Origin of the sequence: Gemmata sp. SH-PL17, from assembly GCF_001610855.1 — a bacterium.
Classification (GTDB): domain Bacteria; phylum Planctomycetota; class Planctomycetia; order Gemmatales; family Gemmataceae; genus Gemmata; species Gemmata massiliana.
In genome coordinates this window covers 3,187,778-3,201,966 of sequence record NZ_CP011271.1, presented here as the reverse complement: position 1 = coordinate 3,201,966, position 14,189 = coordinate 3,187,778, and the positions used below count along the sequence as shown (strand labels likewise).

At 64.3% G+C, this 14,189-nt stretch carries 11 protein-coding genes; 4 read left to right on the top strand and 7 right to left on the bottom strand.

The annotated features are described in order from the left end of the window. Nucleotides 1-16: 16 nt before the first annotated feature. The 5 genes from VT84_RS13165 to VT84_RS13145 all read right to left on the bottom strand — a co-directional run bounded on the left by VT84_RS13165 (nt 17) and on the right by VT84_RS13145 (nt 4,965). Entirely contained in the window at nt 17-523 is a 507-nt protein-coding gene (locus VT84_RS13165) for a hypothetical protein (protein WP_082839856.1), read from the bottom strand. Nucleotides 524-543: 20 nt separating this feature from the next. Continuing rightward, the gene (locus tag VT84_RS13160; RefSeq protein WP_082839855.1) at nt 544-1,389 is read right to left on the bottom strand and encodes a hypothetical protein; all 846 of its coding nucleotides are present in this window, start codon (nt 1,387-1,389) and stop codon (nt 544-546) included. Then, entirely contained in the window at nt 1,389-2,891 is a 1,503-nt protein-coding gene (locus VT84_RS13155) for a phage portal protein (protein ID WP_082839854.1), read from the bottom strand. Before VT84_RS13155 ends, VT84_RS13160 begins: the two co-directional genes overlap by 1 nt. A gap of 43 nt (nt 2,892-2,934) precedes the next feature. Beyond that, complete coding sequence (locus VT84_RS13150; RefSeq protein ID WP_162271691.1) at nt 2,935-4,392, bottom strand: terminase large subunit domain-containing protein; 1,458 nt, start codon at nt 4,390-4,392, stop codon at nt 2,935-2,937. A gap of 303 nt (nt 4,393-4,695) precedes the next feature. Beyond that, nucleotides 4,696-4,965: a hypothetical protein gene (locus VT84_RS13145; RefSeq protein ID WP_157469478.1), complete on the bottom strand. Its 270-nt coding sequence runs from the start codon at nt 4,963-4,965 to the stop codon at nt 4,696-4,698. 687 nt (nt 4,966-5,652) lie between these two features. On the opposite strand from VT84_RS13145, the gene VT84_RS38475 reads away from it, so the two are divergent. From VT84_RS38475 to VT84_RS42245, 3 genes are all read left to right on the top strand, one after another. Then, nucleotides 5,653-5,835: a hypothetical protein gene (locus tag VT84_RS38475; protein ID WP_157469477.1), complete on the top strand. Its 183-nt coding sequence runs from the start codon at nt 5,653-5,655 to the stop codon at nt 5,833-5,835. Nucleotides 5,836-5,893: 58 nt separating this feature from the next. Continuing rightward, complete coding sequence (locus tag VT84_RS13140; RefSeq protein ID WP_082839851.1) at nt 5,894-7,954, top strand: hypothetical protein; 2,061 nt, start codon at nt 5,894-5,896, stop codon at nt 7,952-7,954. 401 nt (nt 7,955-8,355) lie between these two features. Beyond that, complete coding sequence (locus tag VT84_RS42245; RefSeq protein WP_082839850.1) at nt 8,356-8,574, top strand: TIGR02996 domain-containing protein; 219 nt, start codon at nt 8,356-8,358, stop codon at nt 8,572-8,574. On the opposite strand, the gene VT84_RS13130 is transcribed toward VT84_RS42245, so the two are convergent. Both VT84_RS13130 and VT84_RS13125 read right to left on the bottom strand, forming a co-directional pair. Then, nucleotides 8,507-10,222 carry a recombinase family protein gene (locus VT84_RS13130; RefSeq protein ID WP_082839849.1) on the bottom strand — a complete coding sequence of 572 codons (1,716 nt, stop codon included), beginning with the start codon at nt 10,220-10,222 and terminating at the stop codon, nt 8,507-8,509. The two genes, VT84_RS42245 and VT84_RS13130, sit on opposite strands and share 68 nt — an antisense overlap. Nucleotides 10,223-10,439: 217 nt before the next feature. Continuing rightward, nucleotides 10,440-10,802, bottom strand: coding sequence for a DNA polymerase beta superfamily protein (locus tag VT84_RS13125; protein ID WP_082839848.1), 363 nt, complete (start codon nt 10,800-10,802; stop codon nt 10,440-10,442). Nucleotides 10,803-11,014: 212 nt separating this feature from the next. Here VT84_RS13125 and VT84_RS13120 point away from each other — a divergent pair, with 212 nt between their 5' ends. Beyond that, nucleotides 11,015-14,170, top strand: a complete 3,156-nt coding sequence (locus VT84_RS13120; RefSeq protein WP_082839847.1) for a tetratricopeptide repeat protein — start codon at nt 11,015-11,017, stop codon at nt 14,168-14,170. Nucleotides 14,171-14,189: the final 19 nt, after the last annotated feature.

The following is a 14,189-nucleotide window of genomic DNA, read 5'->3' as shown; positions in this document are numbered from 1 at the left end:
GGTGTGAGCGGTGGGATTACGCCATTGCCTGCGGGCCGGCGTGGGTGGTCGTCAGGGTGCCGGCCAACTCGAAGTAGAGTTCCGTTGCACCGACTTCGGCGCGTCGGCTCAGGCGCCCGATCGCGAGGTTCGCCGTCGCGACGATCTCAACGATCTGGTCCGCCAGCGCGTCCGCGCCACCGGTGCCCGTCCCCGCCATACCGACGTATGCGCCCGGGTCGGACGCGGACCCTAGGGCCGCACACGGGTACTTGAACTCCCCGCGGCTCGCAATGAGGACGTCGCGCGTGTCGCCCGCGAGCTTGGCGTCCATTGCCACGCCCAGGAACACGTCGTGTCCGGCTTCCTGGTTCTGGGCCTTGGTACCCGAGTCCGCGAGCGCGGATGCGGGGCTGGCCTTGTTCGAGGCGAGGACTAGGAAGTCGCCGCTGTAGATCGCACTGGCGACGGTGCCGGCGACGCGCTTCGGCTGAGGGAAGCCGCTGATGAGTCGCCCGGCGTTGCTGTACTTGGCATCGGCCACGGTCGTGTACCTCTAAGGGGTTATTTGAGCAGCCACTTCTTGAGCGCGGCCTTGTCCTTCGGCGGGCCGTCCACCGGGGCCGATTGGGTCTGTTCGGTCAGGTTGGTCGTGGTTCCGGGAACGATGTATTTGCGCGGCTTTTGCTCCGCGACCTGTTTGGAAAGGGCCGCGAGTTGTTCGGTCAGCCGTTGGATTTCGGTCTGCTCCTGGGCGGGCTCGTCCTTCTTCTCCGCGGGGGCGTTGATCTCGTCCTGCTTCTCGAGGATCAGCTTGATCTTCTCGACCTTGCCCGCGGTATCGAGCGCGCCGTCCTGGAGCACGCTGAGCACGGCCTGCGAGAACGCATCGGACATCGCCTGATCGGACGCGGACGGTTCGGCCTGGGCCGGGGCGTCTTCCTGTTCGAGGAGACTGATCGCGGTTGCCGGGTTGCTCACCAAATCCACGCTGTTCACTTTGTCGATCTGGGTAACCACCTTCACACCGCCTTTGAGTTGGTAGACGCCGTCCGCGTCGTGGCTGAGCCCGAAGTAATTGAGCTTGCGCTCGATGTCCTCTTTCAACCGCGTGCCGGCCGGGTGCGATTCGAGGTACTCCAGATCGCCACGGAGTTCGTTGCGCTGCTCGTCGAACCGGACGTTCTTGAGCTTGCCGAACCGGTCGTCGAGGGACCGGTGCTTGGTCTTCTCGCCCGCGTGGTTCACGTAGACCGTGGCGCCCTCGTACAGGGACACGGCGCTACGCATCGCGTCCGGCGTGTACTCGCGCTTGTTGCGCGACTTGGCGCCCAGAACCTTCACGTTCGGGAGCACGCCCGCGGACGGGGCCGACGCTTCCAGTAACAGGGTTTCGATCAGTCGGGCCATTACGCGGCGCTCCCGAGTTCGCGTTGCATTTGTCCGCCCGTGGTCTGGGGCTGTTTGGGCGCGGCCATCGGTACGGGTTGAACCGGTTCCGGTGGTAACTGCGCGAAGTTGGCCTGTTCCTTCTCGTAATCGAGGCCCTCTTCGGCCGCGATCGTCTGGGGGCTCTTGATCTTGGCGTTGCGGAGGATCTCGTTCCGCTGCGCTTCCTCGAGCTTCTGGCGCACGACGGGCACGGTGAACAGCACCTGCAAGTCGATTTGCTCGAGCGCGTCTTCGGGGAGCCCGTCGACTTCCTGTTCGATGCCGATCTCGATCACGGCCGTGAGAACGGAATCGACGTACTCCGCGAGCACGTCTTGTTCGCCCTCGACGAGCTTGATGAACGGCGACTCGGCCGTGAGCGACGATGCGTAGCTGGACGCGGAACTGTCGCCCGAGACCAACCAAAACGGACATTCCAAGGCCGCGGCGGTTGCCTCAAGGCTCAACCGGATCGAGGACGCTGCGGCGTCGGCGTTGGGTGACGGCGGTGGGGGCTGGTACTCCATACCGCCCGGGATGTCCTGAACAGAGCCCGGCTCGACAGTTTGATAGACAACTTCTTGTGTGTTTGTGCCGTTTTCGGTCGGGATGTTAAACGTGCCGCTCGCGGCCGCTGCTTGCATCGCCAGGATCGCCTCGATAGACGCGGTGGCGTTCTGCCTGACATATGCGATGCTGGCGCGAACCTTCTCGCCCTCACGGGATGCGTGACGGAGCTTCTGACCGCCCTGTAGCTCGTCGATGCAGGCGGTCAGAGCGGGTAGCCCGCGCTTCTGGTTGAGATTCGTACCGCGCTTCAAATGGAACACGAACGGCGCGGGGACACGGGTTTCGGTGTTCGTGCCGTAGTCGCGCACGTTGTACGCGAGCGCCTTACCCGGTCGGTCGGGGCTCGTCTGGACGCCCCAGGACCACGGGCCTTCGTGCGATTCGCCCTCGGGCGGAACCACTTGATCGGGCTCGATGAACTTGAGCGCGGTAACCCCGTCCTCCTGGGGGAGAAGTTGAACGAAGGCTTCACCGTCCACGAGGAACCGTCGATAGATCTCGCGTTCGACGGTCTTCCAGTTGACGGCCTTCTTGAACTCGTCGAGGTGCTTGGTGATGGCTTTCGCGAGGCGCTTCGGGGCGTCCTCATCGGGTTCGGTCGATTGGATCGTTTGAGCGCTCCCGCACCCGACCACGTAACGGTTCATGCCGTTGATGGCGCCGGTGGCGTTGCTGTTTCGCTCGTAGAGGAAGCGGCTGACGTGCCGTACCCGGTTCAGTTCGGCTAACGTCCTGATCGTTTGGAGTTTGCTGGGGAACAGTTCCGGACCCCAGACCGGGGTGAGCGGGCGGTTGCCCCAGTAGTTCAATTCGCGATCACTGACCGGCGTGCCGTAAACGTCCGCGAGCGAAGCTTCACGAAGCTTCCCCCGGAACCAGGTGCGCGGATTCAGACGCGAAAGGATCGACATACCAAAGATCGTAGCGCGGGACGACACTCCGGCGCAACCCAACTTAAGCTCGTAAAACCGTGCGTTGCGGGGCCTTGGTCGGGCGGCTCAGGGAGTGCAGCGCGAACACGGCCATCTCACAGGCATCAATGTTGTCGTCGTACTGTCCGTGTGGCAGGTCGCGGGCCTGTTGGACGGTCTGGAGGTTGCCCTGTGTGCGACCGAGGAAGTGGATGCGCTTCGCGGCTAACAGAGCGTCGAGCCCGAGCTTGATGCGCGTGGCCTTGTCGCCCTTGCTCTCGCGGTCGTGGACCGGGATCAGGATCTGGGCGTCCAGGAGCAGTTCCCGGAGCCGCAACGTTAGCGCTTTTTGGGCGCCGTTCGATTCGTTGAGGACCAGTTGATACGGTCGGTTCTCGGCAACGGATTGCCGTACCAGGGCAAGGGCCGTCTCATAGACCGCGGCCAAACCCCGACGGTGCGCGGTGACGTTGAAGTACACGTGACCGTCGGTGCCCAGAGTCGCGTCGCAGAACGCGGCGTAGTCGCCGGTACCGGAATCGCTGACGCTCGGATCGATCGCAAGGACACGGGCCACGGTCTTGTCGGGTGCGGGGCGTGTATCGACCCAGATGTGATCGGCGAAGTATTCCTTCGGCCAGTCGGATACACCGTCCCCGTACACGGGTTCGAGTTCGTACTGGGCGCACCAGTCGCGCCCGTTACCGCCCGCTTCCATTGCGTTGCGGGTCGTGTTGAGGCGCTCGGTGGTCCATCCCCCTTCGGGCCAGAGCGGTTCCCCTTCCTTGCGCCCCAGCGGGTCGTCCGGACCGGCGAACGCCTTGAGCTTGATGCGCTCCCACTTGTCGCCCCCGGCTTCCTGCGCGGTCGCGATGCGACCGAACCAATCGTCGGCGTGAAAGGGAGTGCCGATCGCGACCACGGAACTGTGCGGGGCCAGGCGGGTGTAGAGCGCGGAAGTGTACGTGCGCCACACGGTTTCACGGTTTGCGGCGGACAGTGCGTCCTCGATGGTCCCGAACAGGTCGTCGACCACGAGGAGGTGCGCGTTACGGCCGTGGACGCTGGACGTGATCCCGAAGCACCGCATCGAGCCGCCCGTGGGACGGCCGTTGAGGTCGACGATGTCGAAGTTGTCTTTCGCTTTGGATTTGCTCGAAACCTTGATCCCGAAGCTCGGGCCGAATTCGTCGATGAGTTGCTGGATCGCTTCGCCCTGTTCGGCTGCGGCCGGGCCGGTGCTGGAGACGTAGACGACGTCACGGTCCGGCCATTGAGCCAAATAAAAGAACGGCAGAATCCGGGCCGCGAGGATCGTCTTGCCGTGGCGCGGGGGCATGTTCAGAAGGCAGCGCGAGCCCGAGGTGTAGACCGCCCGCATCAGGCGCTTGCAGATGAACCGGGTGTGCCGGTAGTGGCCGCGCCACTTGCCGCGGGTGATCGCCTCCCCGATCTGGGGGAGCGACAAAATCCGCGTCGGGGTGGCGGTCGACGAGGGCATCGATAACGGAGCCGATGGCATCGGTAGTGTGAACATCGACCGCGTGGACGACGACGGACGCGGTCTGGAGGGAGCCGGTTAGGTGAATGTCTTTCGGCAGCACACGGGCCAAGAGTGCGGCGAAGGTGCGCGGTTCTTTGTGCGCGAGGTCCACGAGCCATTTGACCCCGCCGACCTTCTTGAACGCCTCTTCGATCGCGTCCTTTAGCGTCTTGGTGATCTTGTTCTGGGAGCCGGACCTACGGCCCATACCCGCTGCGGGCGGTTTACGCTTGGCACCAGGCGGCTGTAGTTTGGTGTCGCTCATTGCGGCTTATGGGGGCACCGGCACGTGTTGTGGCGGACGTCGTCGAGCCGGCTGTGGAGCGCCGTGAACGAGGTATTGAGTTTCGCGACGATCTCGTCGAACCTCTCAACCAGGACCAGGTCGTGTTGCCGCTGCTTCTCGAGTTGATCGGTGAGCCGATCGGCCATGAACTTCACCGCCCAACCGATCGCGCCGCCCAACAGGGTCAGGAGCGTTACGGCGCCGGCGACGAGCGCGCCGAGTTCGACCTGGATCACAAGCGTCACCTCGCGTTTCTGTTGGGTTAAGCGTAACGGATCCCGGCGCCCGGGCGCAAGCGCAGGTCTGCTCGGACGGTCGGACGATTTTGATATCCGGAAATCGGACGTCCGAGATCGAGAACCAGATACAGGTCACGACCGAGACTGAGATCAGATGGGGGGTCACGACCGAGTGTGAGGTCAAATTCTGACCTCACACCCACCTCACAACCACCTCACATTCGCAAGTGCTGTAAATTCCAGTAGTTATGGAAATAGTGTGAGGGTGTGAGGTCAGTGAGGTGGTTTCAGTCTTAGACGCGCGAGAAATGTATTCCCTGTATCAGGTACACGCACACGTATAGAAAACTGGACCCCACCTCACTGACCTCACACCCTCACACTTCGGTCGTAAGTCCTTTCGTTTCGGGCGGTTAAAAATGTGAGGTGAAGTGTGAGGTGGGGTCAGGCACCTCACACTCGGGCGTGTCACCTCACACTTCGGACGTCTGGATCTCGCTTTCGGACGCCCCACCCTCACCTCGGACGTGTACCCCACCTCACACCCTCACACTTCGGACGCGGGCGTCTGTCCAATTTCTGTACAGCAAAATTATTTTCTGTGCTATACAGAAAATTGCTTTACGCGATCCGCAACCCAACTGATGATTAGGTTAGTTACTCCTTGCGCAACCGATTTTGTGAGGACGAGAAATGTCTAGAGGTGTGATTCATTCTTTCAACTTGCTGCCGGAGGACTTAGTCCGGCTCGAGTTGATACGCGGTTATCTGACGGATCTGACCCCGTGGCGCCCCATCACCAGCGTCGAGGTGATCCGTGCGGCGCTCCAAATGACCGCGGACAAGTTCGCGCGCGAACGCGAAGAGACCAAATAAAAACGGTGGGGCTCCTCACGCCCCACCGCTCCGACCCCGAACATCGAGGTACGCACCCTTGACTGATATTTTAGTCGACGATGAGCCCCAGGCGCCAGCCGCCGACCCGAAAATCGAAGCGGCATTCGCGCGGCTCACCGAAATCATCGACATCGCGGTCGCGACGTCGGACGAGGGCCGGACGGAGCTACTGGAGGCGGTGTACGGCGTCATCGCCCCGATCCCGAAGTATGTCACCGCACTCTACCGGAGGCTCCTGGGACCGCCCTACTGTGTCGGTCCCGACCTGTCGGTCTGGGCCTGGTACGAGACGCTCGTGGTCCTCGCGTCCAGGTCGTACACGCTCAAGGCCGCCAAGCAGATCGAGGAGGAGATCCACGGGGCCGTTACCGCGGCCGGGATCAAGGTCAGTCTCTACGACCTGCGGTCGCGCCTCAAGGTGGTCCGGCGGGCGGGTGACGTCCGCGGCGCGGTCCACAGGCTCGAACGCGAGCACCGCGGCGAGTTCAAGTACCGACCGTCGCGGCCCGACAACGCGGCCATCGGCGTGCGGCACCTGCTCGCGCAGCACGGGTGCTACCTCAACGCTGCCGAGCGCCTCGCGATCATCGAGTTGGACATGAATGGGCGCCGGGTTCTACGGGAGTTGACCGGCAACGGCGTGATCGAACTCGTCAGCCGTCACGCCCAGGTCTACACCGAGGACATCAGGAGTGCGACGGGATGGACCGCGACCGCTCTACCGGGCACCATAGCCGCACTCGTGATCGATAACCCCGCCTGGAATCCGGAGACTCACGACCCGGGCGCACCCGACTTCAAGTCCTTGGAGCAGATCACCACCATCGTCGCCCGCCCGATCATCACCCCGACCGGGGATCTGGTCCGGGACGGTTACAACCCCGAGACACGGACCTACGTGGGATCCGGTCCGGACCTCGCGGGACTGGACCTGACAACCGAACCGACCCGCGACGACGCACTGGCCGCGCTCCGGTCGCTGCTCGATCTGGTACACGACTTCCCGTTCGAGGCGGACCTCGACAAGTCCGTGTGGGTCGCCGCGCTCCTCACCGTGATCGCGCGGCAGACGATCGGGGACGCCCCGGTCCCGCTTATGGCGCTGGGCGCGAACCTCCGCGGTTCCGGAAAGACCCTACTGGCGCGGATCATTCACATCATTGGTGAGGGCGCCGACATCCCGATATCGGCGTGGCCCGCGACGGACGAGGAAATGGGTAAGACCATTACCTCGGTCGCGATCGAGGCCCGCGCCGCGCACCTCTTTGACAACATCCCCCCGACCGTCGAGGTTCGGGGCGGGTCCATCGAGGCCGTGACCACGTCGTGCCAGTGGTGCGGGCGCCGGCTCGGACAGTCGCAGACGGTAACCATGCCGATGCGGACGGTGTGGTTCGCAACGGGTAACAACCTCCGAATCAGCGCCGACATGACCCGTCGGGCGCTGGTATGCCGACTCGAGTCGACGATCGAAAATCCCGAGAACCGCACCGGGTTCGCGCTCGAGAACATCGTCGCCCACGTCCGCGCCCACCGCGCCCGGTACCTGGGCGCCGCCCTCACCATCCTCCGCGCCCACGCTCTCGCCGGACGGCCCCGAGCCGGGGTGCAGATCCAGGGCACCTACGAGCAGTGGAGTGTCATCGTACCGGCCGCGCTCAAGTGGCTCGATCAGCCCGACCCGGTCATGGGGTTCGAGGCGCGGCGCGGGGACGGCGTCGACGACGAGCGGGAAGCCGTGCGGTGCGTCCTCCAGCACTGGACCGCGTACCCGGGGTGGGGCCGCGAGCACTCGGTCGGCGCGATGCTGGAGCACGTGACCACCGAGCAGTACGGGCGCCGGGTCATGACCCCAGAAACCCAGTGGCGGGCGCTCGCGGAAGCGTTCCAGGTGCTCGATAAGGATTTCAATCTAACGAACATCGGCAAGATAGTGAGCGGGTACGTCAAGGCCCCGCTCGGGAACCTGCGCTTACTGCGCTCGCCGAAAAAAGAGGGCGGGACCGGCCGCGCAAAGTTCATTGTTGAGGGGCTCACGCCAGCAAGCGATTCAGTTCCGCGCGAAGGCGTGTCACCGCTTGTGCGACTGGATCGGTAGTGTCTCCGGGGTTTGCGCGGCCGATCGCGGTAAGTACGGGATTGATCGCAATGAGCGTATCGGCCCACGCATCCTGTAGTTCTTGTCGCGCGGTTGGCGATATCGGAGCCCCTAATGCGTTCGCCGCGCGAAGGGCTTCGCGAACCAGTCCAAACGCTTGCTCGTAAACGGCGCGTTCTTCGTTGGGTAGGGACGCGACTTGAGATTCTCTCACGATTGCACCTCGGTCGGTATAGGACCGGGCGCATTCCACCAGACAGATTTGCCCGCGCCAAGAAAAAACTAACTCAAACTGGAGACCCTCTGATGGACGTCTATGTTTGGATCGCGACCCTGGTCGCCGGCCTCGCGGTCGGCTTCTGCCTCGGGTTCTCGGCCGCGAACGGCCGGAAGGGGGGCTGATGTCCCTCTACACGGCCGTATGTCCGCGCGATCCCGAAGAAGAATCGTGGACCAATTACCTGCGCGCTAACCCCGACGACAGGACCGCGAAGCTCGTGTTCGCGGACTGGCTCGAGGAGAGGGGCGGCGCGTTCGTGCCGCTCGCACAGATCACGAGGTTTTTCGCGCTGAACCCTTCTTGGTCGCCGGGGGCTTCTTCGGGCCGTACAGCGCGCTAATCCTCTCCGTGACCGCCGCGACGTCGGCCGGGTCGCGGATGTCGGTCCGGTCCAGTAGTCCCCCGCGCGTGTGTACCACCAGTTCCCGGTCCCGGTGGTAATCGATCAGGACGTACCTGTGTAGGTCCGATACGAACTGGATGCGGACCAGGGCGGTCTTGTGCTGTTTGTGGTGCTGGACGATCAGGACGCACATACCGCTTATCGCGCGGCGCAACGCGCTCCGGACCCGCATCCGTGTGGCCTCTGACGTGTCCGTGTCCAGGAGCCCCGCCAGGGACCGGAACTCGCCCCACGACACGGTCGCGGGTTCGGCTTCTTCGGCCCGCGCCCGCGCGATCTCCGCGTCCAGTGCGGCTTTCTGCTCGCGCAGTTCCGCGAGCTTGGCCGCGACCAAATCAATGATGCGCGCGTCGGACATGCGCTTGGTCCACTCCTCGATTAGCCCCGCGAGTTCCGCGGCGCGCCCCGTTAGGGCCTCGATCGGCGACCTGGTCGCGGTCGGGAGCACTTCTTCGGCGCGGATCTCGGCGAGCTTGGACACGATACCGCGCTCGAACTGTTTCGCGGGGAAGCTGACCCACGGACTCCCGTCGCCCTCTTTACTCCGGTACGGCACGATTTGCGGACGGTTCTTGTCGACGCTCCAGTAGTGCATCGCCCCTTGGTCCCGGGCATCGGTCATGAGCCCACTAAACAAATGCACGCTCGCCCCGCGCCGACCCCGTCCGACCTCACCGCGGCGCTTAAGGTGCGATTGCGCGGCGTACCAGATCTCGTCCGTCACTACCCGCGGAAAGTAATTTTCAGTTAGACCACCCCGCGCCGGGCGTCCCGCGGACTGGTGCCGATAAGGTTGGAAGGCCCCGCGTGCTGCCGGAGACGTCAGCACTTGGTGAACCAACGAACTACCCCAGGTCACGGTGCGGGTTTTGATCGTTGTTCGCCGTAACGGTGGGATCCCTTCCGCGTTCAGTAACTTCGCAATTGCTTTGGTACCGTGTCCGTCCAGAGCGAGTTTGAAGATCCGCTGAACCACCGCGGCTTTAACGGGATCAAGCTCGAACCGGAGTTCGTCCGCGGGGACGTCCTTGAGCTTCTTCCCCTCGCCGCCCCGAACCGTGAGCCAACCGGGTGTGATACGGGTGACGATCTTCGATTTCGCTTCCTGGTGCTTCCGCGTCCAGACCGCGCCGACCCGTTCGCTCTTCACCTGGCTCTCGCTGTGACCACGCGAAAGTTCGATCAGGGCCAACATCAGGGCCATTGCATCCACGTCCTCGTCGAACACGATTTCGGCCGGGCTGAGTTGAACAACTTTAATCCCGGAGTGGATCAGTTGGAGCAGGAGCGTAAGGGCCGGCCGGATCTTTTCGCGGCTCAGTCGATCGAGCGATTCTACGATCAGATAAGATCCAGATTTAACGCGCCCGCTCTGAACGGCCGCGATGAACGCCGTGAGCGCGTGCTCGGCGCCCTCACGGTTCTTCCCGCGGAACGCGGACACGCCCTCGTCACGGAGCGTGGAGTCCAGGGTGACGTTGTTTCGCTTGCACCAGTCCTCGGTGCGTTGGAGTTGGCGCCGGATGCTGTCCCCGCTCGCTTGGAGCGGGGACGAGAAGCGGAGGTAGCTGTACCCGACGGGCATGACTCAGTCCCCCGCCTGGCGTTGACATTTTGGCTTTTGACAGAACATTCTGAATCGACCGCCGTCGAGGTTCAGCATGTGCCCGTCGTCTTCAATTCTGATCGCGGTCCAACCCGCGGCCCTCGCGAGTGCGAGGAGCTTCAAATCGTCCGATTCGTTGAAAGAAGGGCTGCTCGCGAAGCAGCAGTGACATTGCAAGTAACGCTCGCCAAGGCCGTTACTGAGCACAGTTACAAGGTGTTTTGCGGTCATTCCCGGTACTCCGTGAGGGTGTACAGGGAATATAACTAATTGCCTCGTTCATGCACATCAGGCGAAGGTACTTGCCGACCTCGTGGCTCACGGCTTCCACCTCGCGCCCCACCAGCCCGCCCCTCGGCTCAACGGTGTCCGTGGGCGGTCGCAAACCGACGATCGCACGCAGCGGCGCGAGGAAGCACCCGCGCAGGTCGATGTCGCTGTCCGCCGAGGGGAACCCGTAGACGTGCGACCCGCTGACCACCCAGAACAGAGCGGTCGGCACGCGCTCGTTACCCCAGCGCGCGAGCGCGGGTAAGTCGAGGTCATGGGTGGTGGTCATGCTCTCCCCTGGGGCCGCGGATGGCTCGTCCGCTTTTCATCACTAGTCAGGAGTCACCCCGAGGGGTAGAGGTTCGGCGTTACGCGCGTGGGAAACGTAACTCTGGCGATTGCTAGAGCGAAAGGTGCGGGCAGAGGTATTGACTTGGTTGTTGCTGCGGCTGATGATTGTCGGCGTGCCCTCGTGTCGAAGTTGACCGCAAGGTGCCCCTCATGCCCGCTCCGACGTTCGCCTGTCCCAAGTGCCGCGGCCGGATGTCCAAACTCAACGATTCGAGCGAAGTGATTACGTGCCCGTCGTGCGGGGCGCGGGTCCGTGTGACCGTGCGCGCACGCACCCCCGAACCGGAGCCGGAACCAGAAGACGAAATCAGAGAAGCGAGTGAAGAGGTTGAGGAAGAGGACCGCAACGTCCCGGCCCCTGCGAGTGCCGGGACGCGGTCGCGCGGGGCCAAGCGGTCGAAGAACCCGTGGTGGGCGTGGGCCGCACTCGTGGCTGTCGTGGTCGGTGGCGCGGCACTTCTATGGGCCGGCTACCAGGCGATTCCGAAGGGCGACAAGAGCAGAGCGGCCGATTCCACAGCGGGAATTGCCGTGCCCGCACCGCAGGACAGTGGCGGACACCGACCGGCTGATTGGGTGCCTCCGCCGTCGCCGTTCGCCGTCGATTCGGAGCCGCGGAAAATGCCCGATCCCGTCGCACCGATCCCGGCCGAGTTCGCCGACACCATCTGCCTGCTCCCCGACGACGGGACCGCGCCGGAACTTATGTGGAACACGTTCGACCTGGAACTCGGTCGGCAGGCGCTGAACTTGGTCGCACGCGAGGATTTCGGGCTGCGCGTCCGGGACACCTCGCTCGGCGACGCCGTGCCCGAGGGGGTGCCCGCGAGCCGGCAGTTCCGTGTTCGGCGCGGGGGACAACCAGGGCCGTGGAGCGTCGTCGCGGGGCGGCCGGGGGCCGAACACGTTTTTTGGAACGGATCGTTGCTCAAGTACCAACTCAGTGTGCACCCTAAGGAGTACATCGCGCACAGCGAACAATTGATGCGCGGGTTCTTTCCCAAGTGTCTTGTGGGTGCGGGGATTCCGGCCAAACCGAACCGAACGTCGGACGCACCGGTACCCGCGGTGGTGGAACGCGCACTCGAACTGATGCGCGAGACGGATCAGTTCGCGGCGCTCCGCGCGCTGCACGAGGAGGTCCACGAGAAGGGAGAGTCGGACGCGCTTCTCGCCGCGCTGGTGCGCGGGTACGCCAACCTCGCACTTCTGACTGATTTCCACTGGGGGCGGACCACATACGTGTTCAAGGCCCGGGCACTGTTGTACGCCCAGCGCCTGGTGGCCCGTTCGCCGAAGTCGGCACTGGCACTTCGCGCCCGCGCGTATGCTGCGGCCCTGATGGGCTGGCACGTGTTCGCGCTCCAGGATCTGGCCGCGGCCGAAAAGCTCGCGGGTGCCGAAGCACCCGCGCCTGCGTGGGTGGAGGCGGCCGATTATTACGTTCACTTCGACCTGACCAAGTTCGCCGCGGCACGGAAAAAGGCCGATACCCCGCTCCTTCGGCTCCTCGAGTTCCTGGCGCTCGAAGCGCCCGAGGCCGAGGCCGCGACCATTCGCGCCGGGCGCGCGCTGCTGGAAGCCGAACCCGAGTGCTATCTCGTACACGACGCGATGTGTCGCGTGGGTGGCGTGTCGCACCTCCACCGGGCGACCCTGATCGGTCCCGAGGTTCTCACGCACCAACTCGCGGCCCGGGTCGGGGGCGTGCCCGACCTGCCCGGACCGGTGCGGGCCGCGCTCGACGGCGAGGTGATCGAACCGCGCGTGTACAAAGCGTTACGTGCGGCCGGCGCGTCCGACCGCGGGGAGCCGTCCTGGGCCGCGCTCGGCGGGGTGCTCCAGGAGATCCGGTTCACGCAAGCGGCACACCGGTTAAGTTTCATGACCGATGTGTGGGGCGTCGACCCGGCAGAAGAAGCGGCGGGGTTCCTCTCGCTCCTCGACGGGCACCGGCTGCGCCCGTTCATCGAGAGCTACACGTTCGACCATCGGCGCTCGCCCGACGCGGTTCGCCAGCGCTTGATGGCACCGCCCGGGGAACTGGATCTGAGGGCACAACCGTATGTGCTTCGGCTCGCGAAAGTGAACCCATCGGCCGCTCAAAACTTGCAGTTCAACAGGCACGGGGATCTGTTCTTGGAGGAATCGCGCCTGGTACACATGTTCCGGCACGACAAGACCGGGGTGGTGAAAGCATACATCCGGCAACTGGTGGACACGAGCCCCCACGCCCCGATCGGGGTGGCGCTCGCCGCTGCCTACGGCGACCCTCAACCGGTCGAGAAGCTGGCTGAAACTGAGGCCAAGTACGCGGCCCACGCCGTCGTGCAGTGGGGGCTCGGTAAGCGGCACCTGACGGACGGGCGCAGGGCGGACGCGATCCGGTGCTGGAAGCGGCTGATCGAAATGTCCCCGGACGGGAACTCGTTCCGCGAACTCGCGGGGCTGTACCGCGCCGCGGGCGACGAGACCGGGTGGCGCGAGACGCTCGAAGCGAGCCTGAAGGTGGAAGACACGGGGCTGTTCCACGCCCAGGTCCGGGTCGACCTCGCCCGGTTCTACATGCAGAAGAAGGATTTCAAGAAGGCCGAACCGTATGCCCTGGCCGCGGCCCAGAGTTGGGCGGGATGGGCGCTGGTGTGCGCCGCCGAGTGCGAAGAGGGGCTGGGGAAGTGGGACGAAGCGAACCAACTGTACGAGGCGAACGCGGTCCGGTACCCGGGGGGCGCGTTCACATGGTATCTGGCCTGTCGAGCGCGAGGGAAAATGGACCGCGTCGCGGCCGAAGCTGCCGTGCGCGGGCACCTGGCCCAGTTCGGTGAGGGAGGTGCCCCGGGCGAACTGTTCCTGGCCGGGCGCTTCTACCTGTTGGTTGGTGACTTGGAAACGGCGCGGCCGCTGTTCGATCGCGTTAACCAGACCGGTCCGTCGGACCTGAGCCTTCTGTTCGCAGCTTGTATGGCCGACGCGGTCGGGGACGCCAAGGCGCGGACAGCCGCACTCAACGGGTTCGCGAGCCTACCCACCGACAAGGTACTTCTCCGACCGATCGAAACCGCGGTACGGGAGTGGGCAGCGAAAGACACAACTCCGGACGCGGCGGCGGTCGAGGCCGTCATCAGTAAGTTGCCGGCCGAAGTCCGCGGAGACGGGGAATTTTTCTGCGGCTGGTATCTCAACAACCGAAACCTCAAGGACCGGGCGGGATCGCTATGGAAGCGGTGCCTGGAGAGTGGAGGGACGAATTGGGTGAGAACTCACGCCCGGGCCTCTCTGGACGCGCTCAACACGAAAAAGGATTGAAGTCACTCAAGTGCGTGCG

Coding starts and splice junctions, on each gene's coding strand:
- VT84_RS13160 (WP_082839855.1), bottom strand. CDS start 1,389: ATGGCCCGACTGATCGAAACCCTGTTACTGGAAGCGTCGGCCCCGTCC.
- VT84_RS13155 (WP_082839854.1), bottom strand. CDS start 2,891: ATGTCGATCCTTTCGCGTCTGAATCCGCGCACCTGGTTCCGGGGGAAG.
- VT84_RS13150 (WP_162271691.1), bottom strand. CDS start 4,392: ATGCCCTCGTCGACCGCCACCCCGACGCGGATTTTGTCGCTCCCCCAG.
- VT84_RS38475 (WP_157469477.1), top strand. CDS start 5,653: ATGTCTAGAGGTGTGATTCATTCTTTCAACTTGCTGCCGGAGGACTTA.
- VT84_RS42245 (WP_082839850.1), top strand. CDS start 8,356: ATGTCCCTCTACACGGCCGTATGTCCGCGCGATCCCGAAGAAGAATCG.
- VT84_RS13130 (WP_082839849.1), bottom strand. CDS start 10,222: ATGCCCGTCGGGTACAGCTACCTCCGCTTCTCGTCCCCGCTCCAAGCG.
- VT84_RS13125 (WP_082839848.1), bottom strand. CDS start 10,802: ATGACCACCACCCATGACCTCGACTTACCCGCGCTCGCGCGCTGGGGT.
- VT84_RS13120 (WP_082839847.1), top strand. CDS start 11,015: ATGCCCGCTCCGACGTTCGCCTGTCCCAAGTGCCGCGGCCGGATGTCC.